Raw genomic sequence first — 18,195 nt, 5'->3', positions numbered from 1 at the left:
AATACAGGGATCAACTGAAGAGGCCCCTCACAAGTACCCAGGAACACCCAAAAGGTGCGTTGAAGCCTTGAAGATTAGGTAAAGAAGATGTGACTGCCCGTCAGTGGAAGTGGGGAGAGCTCAGCGGAGCCGCTGGCTGATCACCTTGGAGACCCCGTCGCCCTGCATCGACACGCCGTACAGCGCGTCGGCGACCTCCATGGTCCGCTTCTGATGCGTGATCACGATGAGCTGGGAACTCTCCTGGAGTTCCTCCATGATCTGGATCAGACGCTGCAGGTTGGTGTCGTCGAGTGCCGCCTCGACCTCGTCCATGACATAGAACGGACTCGGCCGGGCCTTGAAGATGGACACCAGCAGGGCAACAGCCGTGAGGGATCGCTCGCCACCGGACAGCAGCGAGAGCCGCTTGACCTTCTTGCCCGGCGGGCGCGCCTCCACGTCGAGGCCGGTCGTCAGCATGTTGTCCGGGTCGGTGAGGACGAGGCGGCCTTCGCCGCCCGGGAAGAGCCGGGAGAAGACGCCCTCGAACTCGCGCGCGGTGTCCCGGAAGGCCTCTGTGAACACCTGCTCGACCCGCTCGTCGACCTCCTTGATCACCTGCATCAGATCGGCCCGGGTCTTCTTCAGGTCCTCGAGCTGCTCGGAGAGGAACGTGTGCCGTTCCTCCAGCGCCGAGAACTCCTCGAGGGCGAGAGGATTCACCTTCCCGAGTTGCTGATAGGCCCGTTCGGCCGCCTCCAGCCGCTTTTCCTGCTCGGCCCTGACGAACGGCTTCGGCTGGTTGCGCAGATGCTCCGGATCCGCCGGAAGCTCCTCGCCCTCAACGGCGGGGGGCGGCGGCACCAGCTGTTCGGGTCCGTACTCGGCGGCCAGGCCGGCCGGCTCGACACCGAACTCCTCCAGTGCCCTGGCCTCCACCTGCTCTATACGCAGCCGCTTCTCAGCCCCGAGCACCTCTCCCCGGTGCACCGAGTCGGTGAGCCGGTCGAGCTCGCTCTTGAGGTCACGGCCGCGGCCGCGTTCGGCCGTGAGGTCCCGCTCGCGCTCGGCCTTCGCGGCTTCGGCCCTGGTGCGTTCCTCGTCCGCCCGTACAACCGAGACCTCGACGTGGGCGAGCAACTGCCGGGCGCCCGACGCCACGGCGGTGGCCACGGCGGCCTCGTGGCGCAGCCGGGCGCGGCGCTTCTCGGCACGGGTGCGCGCCTCGCGCTCGGCGCGGGCCGCGCGGTCCAGGGCGTCGGCCCGTCCGGCGAGCGCCTTGACCCGTTCCTCGTGGGTACGGGCCTGGAGGCGGGCCTCCATCTCGGTCTGCCGTGCGTTGGCGCCGTCGGCGGCGAGCCGGTCCCGTACGGAGGTGTCGGGCTCCTCCTCGACCGGGGTCTCCTCGGCGACCAGCAGTCGTTCCGCCAGTTCCTCGGCCTCCTCGGTGGCCCGCTCCAGCGCCTCCTGCGCCCGGGCGGCGGCAGCGGTCATCCGCTCGGCCTCCCCGGCGGCGCCGCGAGCCTGCCCTGCCAGCCGGCCGAGCTGCTGCGCCACCCCGGACTTCTCCCGCTCGGCGGCCCGGCGACGCTCCCCCAGCTCCTCCACCCGGGCGGCGCCCTCGGCGCGCCGTGCGGCCGCGGCGCGCTGGGCCGAGGCGAGTTCCTCGCAGCGGACGGCGAGCTCGGCCAGCTCGGCGGCGGCCTCGTCGACGGAGGCCTGGACCTCCAGCAGGCTGGGCGCCCCGGCGGATCCGCCGTGGGCGAAGTGGGCGCCCAGCACATCGCCCTCGGCGGTGACGGCGGTCAGCCCGGGGTGGGCGGCGACCAGTTCCTCGGCGTCCTCCAGGGTGCCGACGACGACCATGTCACGCACCAGCCGCCGTACGGCCGCCATCAGTTCGGCGGGCCCCTGCAGCAGGCCGGCGACGGCGGGCGCGGCGCATTCCCCGGTGGCGGCCGCTGCGGGACCCACGCCGGAGATGCCGGTGACCGTGACGGCCGTGGGGCCCCGCTCCGTCCCTGACGCCTGCCCCGGAACCTGGCCGGCAGTGGCGCCGACGGGTTTCGGCAGCTGCTCGGTAGCCTGGCCCTGCGCGGGGACCTGCCCGGCCCGCGTGCCCCCCGGCACCAGCGCGGCACGCCCCGCGTCCTGCTTACGCAGCAGACGGATGGCGTCGGCTGCCGTGGCGGGATCGGTCACCGCGACGGCGTCGGCGGTCACTCCCAGTGCGGCGGCCACCGCGACCTCGTGTCCCGGGGCCACCGTGATCAGCTCCGCAACCGGTCCGAGCAGCCCGGGGAGCCGGTCCCCCGCACCGAGCAGCACCCCGGTGCCGTCCTTGCGCCGCAGACCCAGCGACAGTGCCTCGTGCCGGGCGGATACCGCCGCGCGGCTGCGTTCCGCCGCGGTGACCGCCTCGCGAGCCGCGCCCAGGGTTGTTTCCGCTCCGGTGAGCTCCTGCCTGGCCGCCTCGTGCAGCTCCGTGAGCTCCACGTCGCCCGCGTCCAGGCCTTCGACCTCGGCCTTCAGCTGCTCGTACTCCTCCTGGGCCGCGACCGCCCGCTCCCGCGCCTCGTCCCGCGAAGCGGCCAGCCGGTCGATCTCGGCCTGGGCCGAACCCGCCCGGCTGCGAGCGGCGTTGACCTGCCCGGTGAGCCGGGCGAGCCCTTCACGCCGGTCGGCGACGGCCCGGGCCGCGTCCCGGAGCCTGCGCTCCTCGGAGGCCAGCTCCCGCTCCAGTTCGGCCCGGTGCGCGGTGGTGTCCTCCAGGGCGTACTCCGCCGCTCCGAGTGCCGCCTCCAGCTCCGCCTCCTGCTCGCGGATCCGGGCGGCCTCACGCTCCATGTCCTCCGGGTCCCGTCCGCGCCGCTCCTCCTCCGGCGCGGCGGTGGCGCTCTTCACCCGGGCGTCGGCGAGCGAGATCGTCCCCCGCACACGCTCGGCCAGCTGCGAGAGTTCGTACCAGGTCTGCTGGGCCCTCTGCAGCCGCGGCGCCAGCCGGCGTACCTCGTCCTCCAGGTCGGCCTCGCGGGCGAGCGCCGCCTTGAGCCCGGCCTCCGCCCCTTCCCTGCGCCGCTTGAGGGCGGCCTCGTCGGCGATCTCGCCGCGCAGCGCCTCCCGCAGCCGCGCCAGGTCGTCGGCGAGAAGCCGCAGCCGGGCGTCCCGCAGGTCGGCCTGGATGACAGCGGCCCGGCGAGCCACGGCGGCTTGCCGGCCCAGCGGTTTGAGCTGGCGTCGCAGTTCGTCGGTGAGGTCCTGGACACGGGCGAGGTTGGCACCCATCGCCTCCAGCTTCCGAAGCGCCTTTTCCTTGCGCTTACGGTGCTTGAGCACACCTGCCGCCTCTTCGATGAAGGCGCGGCGCCCCGTGGGATCGGCGTGCAGGACCGAGTCCAGCCGGCCCTGGCCGACGATGACGTGCATCTCGCGGCCGATACCGGAGTCCGAGAGGAGTTCCTGGATGTCGAGCAGCCGGCAGGTGTCGCCATTGATCTGGTATTCGCTGCCGCCGTTGCGGAACATGATGCGGGTAATCGTCACTTCGGCGTACTCGATGGGCAGCACGCCATCGGAATTGTCGATGGTCAGCGACACTTCCGCACGGCCCAGCGGCGGTCTTCCCGTGGTGCCGGCGAAGATCACGTCTTCCATCTTGCCGCCACGCAGGGATTTGACCCCCTGCTCGCCCATGACCCAGGAGAGCGCGTCCACCACATTGGATTTGCCCGAACCATTGGGACCGACGACGCAGGTGATCCCCGGTTCGAACCGCAAGGTCGTGGCGGAGGCGAACGATTTGAAACCGCGGAGGGTCAGGGCCTTGAGGTGCACGCCGCCGGACTCTACCTTTCACTCTCGGTTTCACCGATGAAGGTGCAGGGCACATCAGACGGTAAGCGAAGGGCGATAGGCCGGGGCGTCCCAGCGGGAAAGAAAAGAAGGGACGCCGAAGCGTCCCTGGTAAATCCTGCACAGTGCTGCTGCGCAGTCATTCGAACACAACCTTGCGTAACGGATCGCGAACGCACCGGATCACGAGCAATCCTCGGTGTTCCGGACGACGATCCGTGACGAAGACTTCGATGGTTGATCCCGAGCGGCTGGCGTGCGGCCCGACCGGCCCCGGCAGGGCCTTGGGGTCAGGTCAGCGCGGGCTCCGCCTGGGGTACGTCGATGTCGATGCTGTCGAGCAGCGACTCCTGGTGCTGAGCGGCGGCGTTGAGCGCGTCGTTCTCGTCCTGGATCCGTACGAGCTCGGATTCCAGGTCCTGGACGCGCTTCTGAAGCCGTCGCATCTCGGCGAGGAGTCGCGGGTCGGAACCGCCGACGTAACCGAGAAGCGCCTTTGCCATGATGAAAGGTCCTCCACACTGAGTGACCGACCGATGCGGTGTGGGTCGTGAGGGAATCGCACCCGCGGTGCTCGACAGTGCTGTGGATTCACTGCTGTTCTGCTGTCACCAGCTCTGCCGAACAGCTAAGGTGCGCGGGGTTTTCAGCGTCTCACCAAAAAGTTTGACGGTCAACACGATCACACGCCACGAGGCCGGATGACCCGGGGCGCGCGGCCTGACGATCATGCGGCGCGACTCTCCTGCGGGTCCCCGAGGGGCGTGGAGATCTTCGTCAATGCCGCAGCCTGGCACGACGCGCCCTTCTTGGCAACCATGTCCGGGCGCCGGCTTCTTTCGCAGGTCATTTCGGGTGTGAGGCACTCTCCGCCCCTCCCGGTCACCTCTCGCCACCCCTCGCGCACCCAGCGGATCCGGCGCTTTTCCCCGACCGGGTTCAGCGAATCGAGAATCCCTCATATCCGCCGCGGGGCGTGTCCCAGATCTCAGTGACGCCGTCGACGCGGCCGGGTGTGTCGGCGGAGCCGAGCCAGTCGAGCAGGCGGTGGCAATTGTCACGCGGCCCCTCGGCCACCACCTGCACCCGGCCGTCGTCGAGATTGAGGGCGAAGCCGGTGATGTTTCCGATCTCCAAAGCATTTTCCCTGGTGAACCAGCGGAACCCTACTTGCTGTACTCGACCGCGTACCCATACGACGAGCCGTGCGTCTTCGTTCATGCCCGAACGCTAACCGGCCGATCGGCCAAGGAGCACGCCGCCCCAATCCGCCATGGCGTAAGGTCCCCTCGCAATAGCCTCACCCGAACGGGTGAGTTTGATCTTCAACACGGTGCCGTCGAAACGACGCCCGGAGTACGAGGAAGGCACAGCGCATGGGACGGCATCGACGCGCAGGCGCGGCCCCCGCCGCTGAGCAGCACGCGGAGCACGCCGAGCACGCGGAGGGCGGGCGCCGCGGTGCACGCCGGAAGAAGCGGGCCGGTATACCCGTGCGCGCCGGGCTTCTGGGCGTGTCCGCGGCCGTGGCCGTCGGAGCCGTCGCTGTGGCCTCCGGCCTGCTGCCCGGCGGCGACAGCTACAACGTCAGCGGCGGCGGGGCCGCCGACCAGGTCCACGCGGGCGGTGCTCCCGACCTGCTGACCCAGGGCGAGTCGTCCGCCGACCCCACCGGCCGCACCTCGGCTTCCGCGTCCGCCGAGGCCGACCGGGGCTCCGGCCGTTCCGCCGCGCCCTCGAGGTCTCCCTCGGCCTCCCCGAGCGAGAAGGCGAGCGAGAAGCCGTCCGCCTCCGCCTCGAAGAAGGCGACGAAGGCACCGGAACGAACGAAGGCACCTGCACCGGCGCCGAAGAAGAGCACGTCGTCCAGCCCGGCGGCCAAGACCCCGGCCGCTCCGAAGTCCTCGTCGTCCGCGCCGAGCCAAAAGGCTCCGGCCCCGGCGAGCCCGTCCGCCACCACCGCTCAGGCCGCTGTGCTCGCCCTGGTCAATCAGGAGAGGGCGAAGGTCGGCTGCAGCCCTGTCACCACCAGCGCCTCGCTGACCGCGCTCGCCCAGGACTTCAGCGAGGACATGGCCGCCCGCGACTTCTTCGGCCACACCGACCCCGACGGGGCGACCCCGTGGGACCGTGCTGCCGCAGCCGGGGTGCAGGGTCTGGGGGGCGAGAACATCGCCCGCGGACAGGCCGACGCGCAGGCCGTGATGGACTCCTGGATGAACAGCGACGGCCACCGCGCAAACATTCTCAACTGCGATTACGAAACGCTCGGCGTGGGAGTCCACCTCGGATCCGGCGGACCCTGGTGGACGCAGAACTTCGGCTTCTGATCCCTCGCCGACCCCCTCCTACGCTTTCTCCTGCGCAGCGCTCACCTGAAGTGAGCGCTGCGCAGGCGTAAGCTGGCGTGCATGGGTAGGACGGAAACAGAGTTCGTACGGGACGGCGACCAGTCGCCGTTCGACGTCTTCTCACGGCGGTGCCCCTCACGCGGCACCCTGGAACACGTCACCGGCCGCTGGGGCAGCCTGACCCTGGGCGCGCTGTACGAGAGCGGCGCCCGCTTCAACGAACTGCGCCGCCGGGTCGACGGTGTCAGCGAGAAGATGCTCTCCCAGACACTGCACGCGCTGGAGCGGGACGGCCTGGTGCACCGGGCGGCCCAGCTGACCAATCCGCCGCGCGTCGACTACGAACTGACGGCGCTCGGCCGTGAGGTCGCGGGCAGGCTGATGGACCTGATCCAGCTCGTCGAGGGGCGGATGCCCGCGGTCTTCGAGGCCCGGAGCCGGTACGACGCCGCACGCGAAGCCTGAGCGAAACCTCAGGAGATCCGCGGCGGACGCTGGCAGCGCGGGCAGAAGTAGCTGGAGCGGTTCATCCATGGCCGCCGCCGCATCGGTGTACCGCAGCGGTGGCAGGGTTCGTCCTCGCGTCCGTACGCGTCGAGCGACCGGTCGAAGTAGCCGGACTCCCCGTTGACATTGACGTACAGGCTGTCGAAGCTGGTGCCGCCCTGGTCGAGGGCCTCCCGCATCACGTCCCGGACATGACCGAGCAGCTCCGTCGTCCTCGGGCGGGTCAGGGTCGCGGTCGGCCGCTCGTAGTGCAGCCGACTGCGCCAGAGCGCCTCGTCGGCGTAGATGTTGCCGACGCCGCTGATCAGGGACTGGTCGAGCAGCGCGCGCTTGACCGTCGTACGGCGCAGGCGCAGCGCCAGGTGGAAGGCCGTGTCGTCGAAGGCCGGGTCGAGGGGATCGCGCGCGATGTGGGCGATGACGTCGGGCAGGCCTTCGGGGGTGGTCCGGTGCAGCGACAGCCCGCCGAAGGTGCGCTGGTCGACGAAGCGCAGCTCGGTGCCGAGCGCGTCTTCGAAGCGGATCCTGATCCGCAGGTGCTTCTCGTCGACGGCGTCCTCGGGCTGTACGAGCAGCTGACCGCTCATGCCGAGGTGGCCCAGGAGTGAGGACTCCGTCTCGTCGAGGGGGACCCAGAGGTACTTGCCGCGACGCATCGCCGTGCCGAAGCGCAGGCCACGGAGCCGGGCCGCGAAGTCGCCGCCGCCCGCGAGATGCCGGCGGACCGCACGCGGATGCAGGACCTCGACGTCCTCGACGGTGCGCCCGGCGGTCCAGCGCTCCAGACCCCGCCGCACGACTTCGACCTCGGGCAGTTCGGGCACGGCGGGCACTCCTTCGAAACGTGACGGGACAGCGAGAACCCCCCGGTGCCGTCAAGGCACCGAGGGGTTCTCGGATCATTCAGGCCGGAGCGGCGTCTGAGTGCGGCGACGGGTCGGCAGGGAGGTCGGCGACCCCTCCGCCGGGCGCGGACGTGCCCGCGGCCTCCCGTGCTTCCGCGGCGGCGCTGATCTCGCGCCAGGCGGACTCCGCCGCCTGCTGCTCCGCTTCCTTCTTGCTACGGCCGGTGCCGGTGCCGTACGAGACACCACCGACGCGAGCAGCAGCAGTAAAGGTCTTCTCGTGATCGGGGCCGGTCTCCGTGACGAGGTACTCGGGGACTCCGAGGCTCTCGCTCGCGGTGAGCTCCTGGAGACTGGTCTTCCAGTCCAGGCCGGCTCCGAGGTTGGAGGACCTGTCGATCAGCGGGTCGAAGAGCCGGTGGACCAGCTCCGAGGCCGCGCTGAGGCCCTGGTCGAGATAGACGGCGCCGAGCACCGCTTCAAGGGTGTCGGCGAGGATGGAAGCCTTGTCCCGGCCACCCGTGCCCTCTTCACCGCGGCCGAGCCGGATGAAGGAACCGAGTTCGAGGCCGCGGCCCACTTCCGCAAGTGCACGCGAGTTGACCACCGCGGCCCGCAATTTGGCCAGCTGGCCTTCGGGCAGGTCGGGGTGGGTGCGGTACAGCGTGTCCGTGACCACCAGGCCGAGCACCGAATCCCCGAGGAATTCGAGCCGCTCGTTGGTGGGCAGACCGCCGTTCTCGTATGCGTACGAACGGTGGGTCAGCGCACGCACCAGAAGGGCGGACTCGAGGTGATACCCGAGCCGCCCTTCCAGAAGCGTGTGGGACGAGGCTGTGTTGATGTTGTCTGCCTGCTTCTTGGCGCTGGACAACTCAGACATCGGGCCTCTCACCAGCCGCTCAGACCTCGAGGACCTGGCGCTTGTTGTAGGTGCCGCAGCTCGGGCACGCAATGTGCTGGAGCTTCGGCTCCTGGCAACGCTCGCACGAAACCAGGGTGGGGACCGCAGCCTTCCACTGCGACCGGCGGTGGCGCGTGTTGCTGCGCGACATCTTCCGCTTCGGAACAGCCACGGCTACTTCTCCTGCTTCTCGTCGACGCCCGGTTCGGCGCCGCCCATGTTGTCCTTCTCGCCGTCCTGAACGGTCTCGGCGAGTCCTTGCAGTGCCGCCCAACGTATGTCGGCGACGTCGTGGTGATGGCCCGGATTCTCGTCCAGCCTGATTCCGCATTCGGAACACAGACCGGCACAGGTCTCCTTGCACACCGGCTGCAGCGGCAGTGCGAGCACCACCGCGTCACGCAGCACAGGCTCGAGGTCGAACGAGTCGTCCTCGAGAAAGAACCTGTCCTCGTCGTCCTCGGCGTCGTCGACCGGGTCCGCGGTCCTGCTGCGGTTCCGGTCATCGGCGTCAGGGTACGAGAACATCTCCTGGAAATCCGCTTCGACCTCGATGGCCAGCGGCTCCAGACACCTTACGCACTCCCCCTCGGCCGTCGCACGGGCGGTGCCTGTGACAAGCACCCCTTCCATGACGGATTCGAGGCGGAGGTCCAGCGCCACCGGCGCCTTCTCCGGCACGCCGATGACCCCGTCGATCCCGAGGACCGGCGTACCAGGGGCTTCCACCGTGCGGGTCAGCCGCTTCATGGCACCGGGACGCCGACCCAGCTCGCGCGTATCGAACACGAGGGGGTTTCGGTGGTCGAGGTGGCCGTTCAGGGCTTTTCCTGCTTTCGAAAATCATGTGCGTGGTGCGGCTTCGGGTGGGCCGCCCCTGTCCGGGAGGAAAGAGGGCAGCCGGGATCACGGACATACACGCGACCGAAGAGCCAGGATACTGGACGTACCGCCCAGCTCCCAATCCGGTACGGACCGCTCCGGTCAGCGGCCCTGTTCGTAGCGCCGCAGCTGTTCCAGGTCGATCATGCTCGTGTCGAAGAGGCTGGTCTCGTCGAGCGCGTTGTCTCCCTGCTGCGCCGGGGCCTGGGCCTGCTGCGGCCAGCCGTACTCCTGCTGCTGGTTCGGGTCGTACGCCTGCTGCTGGTAGCCGGCGTACGGGTCGGGCTGCTGCGGGTAGCCGTAGCCGTCCTGGGGCTGCTGCGGGTCCTGGTAGCCGTACGTCTGCGCGTACTGCGGCTCGGGCTGGGCCTGCGCCGGGAAGCCGTTCGGTGCGGGGGCCTGGTAGTCGGCCGCCGGCGTGTAGTCCGGCTGCGCGGGCTCCTGGTAGGAGGGCTGCTGAGGGCTCCGGAGCGGCTCGGGGGCGGAGAGCTCGGCCAGACCGGCCCAGTGGTCCTCGTCGCTGGTGCGCTGGTGGCTGCCCGCGGCGTCCTGGGCAGCCATGTGCGCGCCGAGGTCGTCGGTGGCAACCCGGCCGTGCAGCTTCTGGCGGCCCCGGCCGACGGCCTCCAGCGTCTTGGCGAGCACGGCCTCGAAGGCGCCGAACTTGGCGTCCACGTAGTCGTCGGCACGTCGGCGGAGCGTCTCGGGGTCGGCGCTGCGTTCCGGCGCCTCGGCGAAGTCGGGGTCCACGTAGCCCTCGACGCCACCGCCCTCGCCCCGGCCCAGAAGCTTCTCCCGGCCACGGTCGACGGAGCCGATGGTCTTGGTGAGGACGACCTCGAAGTTGGCGAGCTTGCTGTCGACGTACTCGTCGGCCTCACCGCGGACCTCGTCGGCCTCCCTGCGGGCCTCGGACAGGATCCGGTCCGCCTCCGCCTGGGAGCGCTGGGCGATCTCGGTACCGGAGATCAGCGAGCCGCGTTCGGCGCGGGCCGACTCGATGATCCGCTCGGCCTCCTGCCTGGCCTGTTCGACGAGCTGCTCACGGCCGCCGATGAGTTCCTCGGCGTGGGCGAGCGAGTTGGGCAGGGACTCACGCAGCTCCTCGAGCATCGCGAGCAGTTCGGCCCGGTTGACCACGCAGGACGCCGACATGGGCATGGAGCGGGCGTTCCCGACCGTTTCGACGATCTCGTCGAGCTTCTTCTGCACGTCCACCGTGTGCTCGCCACTCTCTTGCTGCTGTTGGAGACGGACGGGACGACTGTAAGGCCAGTCGCCTCCCGTCCGACACCTGGTGACGGGCCGTCAGCACATCACTGCTGACGCAGACGTTCCGCCAGGGCCTCGTGGACGGTGGGCGGCAGCAGGTGCGCCACGTCGCCGCCCCAGGTGGCGACCTCCTTGACCAGGGAGGACGACAGGAAACTGTAGGTCGGGTTCGTCGGCACGAAGAGCGTCTCGACCCCTGAGAGGCCGTTGTTCATCTGGGCCATCTGCAGCTCGTAGTCGAAGTCGCTGACGGCCCGCAGGCCCTTCACGATCGCCGGGATGTCACGCTGCTTGCAGAAGTCGACCAGCAGGCCGTGGAAGGACTCGACCTCCACGTTGCCGAAGTCCGCCGTGACCTCGCGGATCATCTCGATCCGCTCGTCGACGGTGAACAGGCCCTTCTTGGACTGGTTGATCATCACGGCGACGTGCACGACGTCGTACAGCTTCGATGCTCGTCCGATGATGTCGAGATGCCCGTTGGTGATGGGGTCGAACGACCCCGGACAGACGGCGCGGCGCAACGTGATTCCCTCGCTCTCCGGTGCGGTCATCGTGCGTCTTCGCACGTAGAGGCGGCGCGACCGTACCAAAACGTGGCCTCGCCGTAGCGACGCGCCCGCTGTGGCTCGAATCCGTCGGGCCAGTTGAATTCCCCGCCTCTGGTGCTCCGTTCCACCGTGACGAGAGCGTCGCCCGTGAGCCACCCCTGAGCACGGAGTGTGAGGAGGATCTCCCCAAGATCGCCATCGGTCACGGCGTACGGCGGATCGAGGAAAACCACGTCGTACGGCTCGGAGGGCGCCGGTCCCGTCACGATCTGTTCGGCTTTGCCCGCACGGAATTCCGCGCCGGGCAGACCGAGGGTGCGGATGTTGTCACGGACGGTGCGCGCTGCCTTGGCGTCGGCCTCCACGAGCAGCGCGTGGGCCGCTCCGCGGGAGAGCGCCTCCAGACCCACGGCGCCGGAACCGGCGTACAGATCGGCGACACGGATGCCGTCGAGCGTGCCCAGAAGCGCTTCCCAGGTGGAGAACAGGGCCTCGCGCGCACGGTCGGAGGTGGGGCGGGTGCCGGTGCCGGGCGGGACGGCCAGGCGGCGTCCGCCGGCCGAGCCGGCGATCACGCGGGTCATGGGCTTCTGTTCCTCGGGTCGCGGGCAGCACACAGGACGGGACGTGTGCTGTGCTCCCCACGATATGGCGTCGCCTGAGATCCGCCCGGTCACCCCTTGTCGAGGTACTCCTCCCGGTCCTTGTCGAGCAGGGCGTCCAGCGCGATGCGCAGCTCCGGCAGCCGCTCGAGCCCGGGATCGTCCGCGACGACACCGACGGCCTCCGCGCGGGCTGCCGCGATGACCTCCTCGTCGTCGATGACGCTGAGCACCCGCAGGGAGGAGCGGACCCCGGACTGGGCCTGACCGAGGACATCGCCCTCGCGCCGCTGTTCCAGGTCGATCCGGGACAGCTCGAAGCCGTCGAGGGTGGCGGCGACCGCGGAGAGCCTGGCCCGGGCGGGGCTCGCCTCGTGGGCCTCGCTGACCAGCAGGCAGAGGCCGGGGGCGCTGCCACGCCCGACGCGGCCTCTCAGCTGGTGCAGCTGGGAGACACCGAAGCGGTCCGCGTCCATGATCACCATCGCGGTGGCGTTGGGAACGTTCACCCCGACCTCGATGACGGTGGTGGCGACCAGGACGTCGACCTGGCCGGCGGCGAACCGGCGCATGACGTCGTCCTTGTCGTCAGGGTGCATCCTCCCGTGCAGCACCTCGATCCGGAGGCCGGTGAGCGGGCCCTTGCGAAGCTGTTCGGCGATCTCCAGTACGGCGAGCGGTGGCCGCTTCTCGGCGTCGTCCTCGGAGGCGGCCTGCTTCTTCCCCTTCTTCTCCGTGGCCTCGTCGGCGTCGTCCCCGATGCGGGGACAGACCACGTACGCCTGGTGGCCGTTCTCCACCTCCTCGCGTACGCGTTCCCAGGCGCGGCTGAGGAAGTGCGGCTTGTCCTTGGCGGGGACGACATGGCTGGCGATCGGCGAGCGGCCGGCGGGGAGCTGGTCCAGGACGGAGGTCTCCAGGTCGCCGAAGACGGTCATCGCGACCGTACGGGGAATGGGTGTGGCCGTCATCACCAGCAGGTGGGGCGGCTGTTTCCCCTTGGAGCGGAGCGCGTCGCGCTGTTCCACGCCGAAGCGGTGCTGTTCGTCGACGACGACCAGACCCAGGTCGTGGAACTGAACCTTGTCCTCGATCAGCGCATGGGTGCCGATGACGATCCCGGCCTCGCCCGTGACCAGGTCGAGCAGCGCCTGCCGGCGGGCCGCCATGCCCATGGAGCCGGTGAGCAGGACGACCTTCGTGCCCAGGTCGGAGCCGCCATGCATTCCCGCCCGGCGCCCGCCATCACCCTTCTGAGGAGGTGCTTCGCGCCACAGCCCCCAGTTCCCGGCCAGCTCACCCATCATCTCGGTGATCGACCGGTGGTGCTGCTGGGCCAGCACCTCGGTGGGCGCGAGCATCGCCGCCTGGCCGCCCGCGTCGACGACCCTGAGCATGGCCCGCAGCGCGACCAGCGTCTTGCCGGAGCCGACCTCCCCCTGGAGCAGCCGGTGCATGGGATGCTCCGTCGCCAGGGCGCCGAAGATCTCCTCGGTGACCTTCTGCTGGCCCTCGGTGAGGGTGAAGGGAAGTGTGGCGTCGAAGGCGTCGAGCAACCCGTCGGGTACGGATCCGCGGGCCACCGCCGGGAGCTGGGTGTCGGCGTAACGGCGGCGGGCGAGGGCGACCTGGAGGACGAAGGCCTCGTCCCAGCGCAGCCGGTCCCGCGCGGCGGCGATGTCGGCCTTGGTGTGCGGGCGGTGGATCCTGAGCAGCGCCTCGGGCAGGGGGAGGAATCCACGCCCGTCCCGCAGCGAGGCGGGCAGTGGGTCCACTGCCTCCTGCGCGCTGGGCAGGACCGTGTCGACGGCCTTGGCGATCCGCCAGGAGTCGAGCTGCTTGCAGGCCGGGTAGATGGGCAGCAGCTGCCCCGCGAAGGCGTCGACGGCCTCGGTCACATCGGTCGGCCCGGCCGTCTCGTCGTCATCCCGCGCGTCGAGGAGTTGATAGGTGGGGTGGGCCAGCTGCATCTTCCTGTTGAACACGGAGACCTTGCCCGCGAACATCGCCCGCCGGCCGGGGAGGAGCTCCTTGTGGGGCTTGTGGACGCCGTGGCCGAAGAAGACCAGCTGGAGTCTGCCGCTCCCGTCGGTGAGGGTGACCTCCAGCCGCTTTCCGCGGCCGTTGTTGAACATCATGATCCGCGCGTCGGCGACCTGTGCGACCACCGTCACGTGCTCGTCCAGCGGGAGCTCGGTGAGCGCCGTGAGACGGCCCCGCTCCTCGTAGCGCCGCGGGTAGTGGTGCAGCAGATCCCCGACCGTGTGCAGGTCGAGGTGTTCGGCCATCACCTTCGCGGTGGCCCCGCCGAGCAGCTTCTTGAGAGGTTCATCGAAAGCGGACACGCGGTCCATTGCACACCACGCCACTGACAGATGTCGCCGGGCGCAGCGCCGCGCGACGTGTCATTCGACGCCGATCAGCAGGGGTGCCGCCTGGTGGCCGCCCCGGTAGACGACCGTGTCGACGGCCAGGTAGCCCTCGCGGACGTGGTCACTCAGCTCGTCGGCCAGGGCGTCGGACATGTCCTCCCCCAGGACCAGGGTGACGAGTTCGCCGCCGGCCGACAGCATCCGGTCCAGGACGGTGCGGGCCGTGCCGGGTACGTCCGCACCGATGACGGCGACGTCCCCGTCGATCAGGCCGAGGATGTCGCCGGCCTGGCAGATTCCCGCCATGGTCCACGACTGACGTTCGGCGACGGCCAGTTCGGCGTACCGGGTGGCGCCGGCCGCCGAGGTCATGGCGACGACGTCCTCGTCGAAGCTGCGGCCGGGTTCGTGCACGGCGAGCGCGGCGATGCCCTGGACCGCGGCGCGGGTGGGGACCAGGGCGACGCGGATGCCTTCGCTCCTGGCCTGTTCGGCGGCCGCGGCCGCTGTGTGGCGCAGCTGTGCGTCGTTGGGCAGCAGGACCACTTCGCGGGCATGGGCCCGGCGGATGGCGTCCACGAGTTCGCCGCTGGCGGGTGGCTCACCGGGGCGTGCCAGCACGGTGGTCGCTCCGGCCTCCGTGCACAGCCCGGCGAGCCCGTCGCCGGATACCACGGCGACGACGGCGCGCTGGGCGGGTTCCCGGTGGGCCAGGCCCCGGTCGGCGGCGAAGTGGGTGATCCGGATCCGGTGGGGCCGGCCGGCCTCGACCCCGGCCTCGACGGCCGCCCCGGCGTCGTCGACATGGACGTGGACGTTCCACAGGCCGTCTCCGCCGACCACGACGAGGGATTCCCCCAGGGCGTCCAGCCGGCTCCGCAGCCGGGCGACCGCGTCGTCGGGAGCCTCCAGCAGATAGATGACCTCGAAGGCCGGCCCGCCGTCCGGGTTTACGTCCGCGCAGTCGCCGGTCAGGGGCAGGAGGTCGGGGGCGGGCAGGACGGCGCGCTCCCGCGCCCGTCCGCCGACCGATTCCAGCAGTGCGCCGAGCACGGTCACCAGGCCCTGCCCGCCCGCGTCCACGACGCCCGCGCGCCCGAGGACGGCGAGCTGGCCGGGGGTGGCGGCCAGGGCTGCGCGCGCCCCTTCGTACGCAGCCTCGGCCACATCCGTGAGGCCGGCGCTCCCGTCCGTGGCCGCCGCCGCCTCGGCGGCGGCGGTGGCGACGGTGAGCACCGTGCCCTCGACGGGATGGGCGACGGCCAGCCGTGCCGCTGCGGCGGCCTCCTTCAACGCAGCCCGCAGGTGAGGGGCGTCACCCGACTCGGACAGCACCGAGGCCATGCCGCGCAGCAGCTGGGCCAGGATGGTGCCGGAGTTCCCACGGGCGCCGATCAGCGCGCCGTGCGCCATGGCCCGCACGGCGTCCGTGGGGGCGGGCACGGTGGAGCCGGTCTCATGGGCGGCGAAGACCGCTTCGACGGCGGCGGCCGCCGACTCGACGGTGAGATACAGGTTGGTGCCGGTGTCACCGTCGGCGACCGGGTACACGTTGATGGCGTCGATGGCCTCCCGCTCCCGGCCCAGGGCCTCGAGAGCCAGTGAGCACCAGGTGCGCACCGCGACGGCGTCGAGATCGTCGGGGGACTGCGGCACCGTTGGTCCTCCTTGGGGACGGCCGTGGGGGGCTGGCTGCACCGCAGGGTAGTCCTCGTCCACGGACCCGCCGGGCAGAGGTGCGGGACGGAGTGCCTGGAGAGCCGTGGTAGTTTCGTATCTCCGAAGCAGCCGTTGTATGCTGCTTCGGTTGCCCGACGAGAGTCGGACCATTCCCCGGTACCGCCACTTCAGTAAAATGAATCCGGCGTGCCGGAATTCACTGTAAGTGCATCTGAAGTCTTTGGAGTGACCCGTGGCTGCCAACTGCGACGTTTGCGGCAAGGGGCCGAGCTTCGGCAACAGCATTTCGCACTCGCACCGCCGTACGTCCCGTCGCTGGAATCCCAACATCCAGCGCGTGCGTGCAGTGGTCGGTCGGACGCCGAAGCGGCTCAACGTCTGCACCTCGTGCATCAAGGCCGGCAAGGTCGCGCGCTGACGTCCCCGTCGTAGCGCAGCCTTCCGGTTGCCCAAAAAGCCGGTCCACCTCGGTGGACCGGCTTTTTGCTGTGCTCCGCGTCAGCGGGCCGGGCGTACGAGCCAGCCGTGATCGACGGGGCCGATCCCGTCGCCCAGCGCGAAGCCGCCCCGGATCGCGCCGGTGACGTACTCCTTGGCGCCCCGCACGGCCGTCGGGACGTCCTGGCCGCGGGCGAGTCCGCAGGCGACGGCGGAGGCGAGGGTGCAGCCCGTGCCGTGGGTGTGCCGGTTGTCGTGCCTCGGTGCGCGCAGCCAGTGCTCCTCGCTGCCGTCCGTCAAGAGGTCCACGGCCTCGCCTGGCAGATGGCCGCCCTTGATCACCACCCAGCGCGGTCCGTACGCGAGGATCTCGGCTGCCGCCCGGCGCATCCCCGGTTCGTCGGTGACGGTGCGGCCGGTGAGCTGGGTCACCTCGTCGAGATTCGGGGTGGCGACCGTGGCGACGGGCAGCAGCTTCGTACGTACGGAGTCGAGGGCCTCGGCGGCCAGCAGCGCGTCCCCGTGCTTGGACACCCCGACGGGGTCGACGACGACGGGCGCGCCGGTGCCCGCGAGGAGTTCCGCGACGAGGTCGACGAGCGCGGCGGAGGACAGCATGCCGGTCTTCACCGCCTGGACGCCGATGTCGTCGACGACACTGCGGTACTGGGCGCGTACGGCTTCCACCGGCAGCTCCCAGGCGCCCTGTACGCCCAGCGAGTTCTGGGCGGTCACCGCGGTCAGCACGCTCATTCCGTGAGTGCCGAGGGCCAGCATCGTCTTCAGGTCGGCCTGGATACCCGCACCGCCGCCGGAGTCGGATCCGGCGACGGTGAGGACACGGGGCGGTATCGGGGCAGGTGCGGTCATGCCCCGGAATCTACTGGGCGTCCTCGATGGATCCGAAATGGTCCCAGCCGGCCTTGCTCGTCCAGGGCGCCCCGTCGACGGTGACCTGGGGCAGGGCCGACGGGTGGAGGACCTCTCCGATGACCTTCCAGCGTGCGGGCAGCTTCACATCGGACGGGAACGTCGCCACGATCGCGTGGTCCTCTCCCCCGGTGAGCACCCACTGCATCGGGTCGACCCCGACAGCCTGCCCGATGTCGGACATCTGCGAGGGGATGTCGATGAGCCCGGACCGCAGGTCGATGCGAACGTTGCTGGCCTCGGCGATGTGCCCGAGGTCGGCGACGAGCCCGTCGCTGACGTCGGTCATGGCCGTGGCGCCCAGCCCGGCCGCCGCGGGGCCGGCGTGGTACGGCGGTTCGGGGCGCCGGTGCGCCTCGACGAAGGCACGCGGTGAGCGGAACCCCCGGGAGAGCACGGCGAATCCGGCCGCGGACCAGCCGAGCCATCCGGTGACCGCCACCACGTCGCCGGGCCGGGCGCCGGCCCGGGTGACGGGTTCGTGGTTGCGCAGGTCACCGAGCGCGGTGATCGCGACGGTGATGGTGTCGCCGCCGACGACGTCGCCGCCGACGACGGCCGCGCCGGCGACCTGGCATTCGTCACGCAGCCCGTCCATCAGCTCGCCCGCCCAGGTGACGGGCAGGTCGGCCGGTACGACGAGGCCGAGCAGCAGCGCCGTGGGCACGGCGCCCATGGCCGCGATGTCGGCGAGGTTCTGGGCGGCGGCCTTGCGGCCGACGTCGTACGCGGTCGACCAGTCTCGGCGGAAGTGCCGCCCTTCCAGCAGGATGTCCGTACTGGCCACGACTCTGCGGTCAGGAGCGGCCACGACCGCGGCGTCGTCGCCGGGTCCCAGCCGTACCGCCGGAGTGGTGGTGAGCCTGGAAGTGAGCTCTCTGATGAGCCCGAACTCCCCCAACTCGCCCACGGTTCCCTTCACCGAGTCTCACCTCTCATCTATCGCACCGGACACCTGTCCGGGCTGCTTCAGCGGCCGGCGGCCCGGACCATGGGCGGACGACCCACGGGAGCCGGTGGCCCCGGG

The 18,195-nt window shown here is 70.5% G+C and carries 17 protein-coding genes; 3 read left to right on the top strand and 14 right to left on the bottom strand.

The genetic code is table 11. The annotated features are described in order from the left end of the window. Positions 1–120: 120 nt before the first annotated feature. From ACWD04_RS22590 to ACWD04_RS22580, 3 genes are all read right to left on the bottom strand, one after another. Complete coding sequence (locus ACWD04_RS22590) at positions 121–3,816, bottom strand: AAA family ATPase (protein WP_451134589.1); 3,696 nt, start codon at positions 3,814–3,816, stop codon at positions 121–123. 308 nt (positions 3,817–4,124) lie between these two features. Beyond that, positions 4,125–4,337, bottom strand: a complete 213-nt coding sequence (locus ACWD04_RS22585) for a hypothetical protein (protein WP_033304037.1) — start codon at positions 4,335–4,337, stop codon at positions 4,125–4,127. Between the two features lie 436 nt (positions 4,338–4,773). After that, the gene (locus tag ACWD04_RS22580; RefSeq protein ID WP_451134587.1) at positions 4,774–5,055 is read right to left on the bottom strand and encodes an acylphosphatase; all 282 of its coding nucleotides are present in this window, start codon (positions 5,053–5,055) and stop codon (positions 4,774–4,776) included. Positions 5,056–5,210: 155 nt separating this feature from the next. On the opposite strand from ACWD04_RS22580, the gene ACWD04_RS22575 reads away from it, so the two are divergent. After that, positions 5,211–6,164, top strand: coding sequence for a CAP domain-containing protein (locus tag ACWD04_RS22575; protein WP_451134585.1), 954 nt, complete (start codon positions 5,211–5,213; stop codon positions 6,162–6,164). An 81-nt stretch (positions 6,165–6,245) separates the two neighbouring features. Further along, positions 6,246–6,650: a winged helix-turn-helix transcriptional regulator gene (locus ACWD04_RS22570; RefSeq protein ID WP_451134583.1), complete on the top strand. Its 405-nt coding sequence runs from the start codon at positions 6,246–6,248 to the stop codon at positions 6,648–6,650. 8 nt (positions 6,651–6,658) lie between these two features. Here the strand turns inward: ACWD04_RS22570 and mutM are convergent, their stop codons facing one another. The 9 genes from mutM to ACWD04_RS22525 all read right to left on the bottom strand — a co-directional run bounded on the left by mutM (position 6,659) and on the right by ACWD04_RS22525 (position 15,776). Next, on the bottom strand, positions 6,659–7,516 hold the full coding sequence (gene mutM / locus ACWD04_RS22565) for a bifunctional DNA-formamidopyrimidine glycosylase/DNA-(apurinic or apyrimidinic site) lyase (protein ID WP_451134581.1): 858 nt from the start codon (positions 7,514–7,516) through the stop codon (positions 6,659–6,661). A gap of 79 nt (positions 7,517–7,595) precedes the next feature. Beyond that, the gene (gene rnc, locus ACWD04_RS22560; RefSeq protein ID WP_451134579.1) at positions 7,596–8,420 is read right to left on the bottom strand and encodes a ribonuclease III; all 825 of its coding nucleotides are present in this window, start codon (positions 8,418–8,420) and stop codon (positions 7,596–7,598) included. Positions 8,421–8,439: 19 nt separating this feature from the next. After that, positions 8,440–8,613, bottom strand: coding sequence for a 50S ribosomal protein L32 (gene rpmF / locus ACWD04_RS22555; protein WP_003965982.1), 174 nt, complete (start codon positions 8,611–8,613; stop codon positions 8,440–8,442). 2 nt (positions 8,614–8,615) lie between these two features. Then, positions 8,616–9,230 carry a YceD family protein gene (locus ACWD04_RS22550; protein ID WP_451134577.1) on the bottom strand — a complete coding sequence of 205 codons (615 nt, stop codon included), beginning with the start codon at positions 9,228–9,230 and terminating at the stop codon, positions 8,616–8,618. A gap of 195 nt (positions 9,231–9,425) precedes the next feature. Next, on the bottom strand, positions 9,426–10,541 hold the full coding sequence (locus ACWD04_RS22545) for a cell division initiation protein (RefSeq protein ID WP_451134575.1): 1,116 nt from the start codon (positions 10,539–10,541) through the stop codon (positions 9,426–9,428). A gap of 98 nt (positions 10,542–10,639) precedes the next feature. After that, on the bottom strand, positions 10,640–11,119 hold the full coding sequence (coaD, locus tag ACWD04_RS22540; RefSeq protein WP_389194262.1) for a pantetheine-phosphate adenylyltransferase: 480 nt from the start codon (positions 11,117–11,119) through the stop codon (positions 10,640–10,642). A 26-nt stretch (positions 11,120–11,145) separates the two neighbouring features. Next, complete coding sequence (gene rsmD / locus ACWD04_RS22535) at positions 11,146–11,730, bottom strand: 16S rRNA (guanine(966)-N(2))-methyltransferase RsmD (protein WP_389194130.1); 585 nt, start codon at positions 11,728–11,730, stop codon at positions 11,146–11,148. 89 nt (positions 11,731–11,819) lie between these two features. Further along, a complete protein-coding gene (recG, locus tag ACWD04_RS22530; protein WP_451134573.1) occupies positions 11,820–14,102 on the bottom strand; it encodes an ATP-dependent DNA helicase RecG in 2,283 nt (760 codons plus the stop codon). 51 nt (positions 14,103–14,153) lie between these two features. After that, positions 14,154–15,776: a DAK2 domain-containing protein gene (locus ACWD04_RS22525; RefSeq protein ID WP_451134571.1), complete on the bottom strand. Its 1,623-nt coding sequence runs from the start codon at positions 15,774–15,776 to the stop codon at positions 14,154–14,156. Positions 15,777–16,032: 256 nt separating this feature from the next. On the opposite strand from ACWD04_RS22525, the gene rpmB reads away from it, so the two are divergent. Continuing rightward, positions 16,033–16,218 carry a 50S ribosomal protein L28 gene (gene rpmB / locus ACWD04_RS22520; protein ID WP_003965989.1) on the top strand — a complete coding sequence of 62 codons (186 nt, stop codon included), beginning with the start codon at positions 16,033–16,035 and terminating at the stop codon, positions 16,216–16,218. Between the two features lie 80 nt (positions 16,219–16,298). Here the strand turns inward: rpmB and thiD are convergent, their stop codons facing one another. Together thiD and ACWD04_RS22510 are read right to left on the bottom strand one after the other, a co-directional pair. Further along, on the bottom strand, positions 16,299–17,108 hold the full coding sequence (thiD, locus tag ACWD04_RS22515; RefSeq protein WP_451134568.1) for a bifunctional hydroxymethylpyrimidine kinase/phosphomethylpyrimidine kinase: 810 nt from the start codon (positions 17,106–17,108) through the stop codon (positions 16,299–16,301). A gap of 10 nt (positions 17,109–17,118) precedes the next feature. Continuing rightward, positions 17,119–18,090: a thiamine-phosphate kinase gene (locus ACWD04_RS22510; RefSeq protein ID WP_451134566.1), complete on the bottom strand. Its 972-nt coding sequence runs from the start codon at positions 18,088–18,090 to the stop codon at positions 17,119–17,121. Positions 18,091–18,195 lie beyond the last annotated feature (105 nt).

The sequence above is a fragment of the Streptomyces sp. NPDC002911 genome, assembly GCF_053591835.1.
The sequence above is the reverse complement of the archived record's forward strand: the minus strand, read 5'-3'. Positions and strand labels throughout refer to the sequence as shown.

What these genes read in the sequence shown, in the direction of transcription:
- ACWD04_RS22580 (WP_451134587.1), bottom strand. Translation starts at nt 5,055, where the DNA reads ATGAACGAAGACGCACGGCTCGTCGTATGGGTACGCGGTCGAGTACAG.
- thiD (WP_451134568.1), bottom strand. Translation starts at nt 17,108, where the DNA reads ATGACCGCACCTGCCCCGATACCGCCCCGTGTCCTCACCGTCGCCGGA.
- ACWD04_RS22570 (WP_451134583.1), top strand. Translation starts at nt 6,246, where the DNA reads ATGGGTAGGACGGAAACAGAGTTCGTACGGGACGGCGACCAGTCGCCG.
- recG (WP_451134573.1), bottom strand. Translation starts at nt 14,102, where the DNA reads ATGGACCGCGTGTCCGCTTTCGATGAACCTCTCAAGAAGCTGCTCGGC.
- rnc (WP_451134579.1), bottom strand. Translation starts at nt 8,420, where the DNA reads ATGTCTGAGTTGTCCAGCGCCAAGAAGCAGGCAGACAACATCAACACA.
- ACWD04_RS22585 (WP_033304037.1), bottom strand. Translation starts at nt 4,337, where the DNA reads ATGGCAAAGGCGCTTCTCGGTTACGTCGGCGGTTCCGACCCGCGACTC.
- ACWD04_RS22575 (WP_451134585.1), top strand. Translation starts at nt 5,211, where the DNA reads ATGGGACGGCATCGACGCGCAGGCGCGGCCCCCGCCGCTGAGCAGCAC.
- rsmD (WP_389194130.1), bottom strand. Translation starts at nt 11,730, where the DNA reads ATGACCCGCGTGATCGCCGGCTCGGCCGGCGGACGCCGCCTGGCCGTC.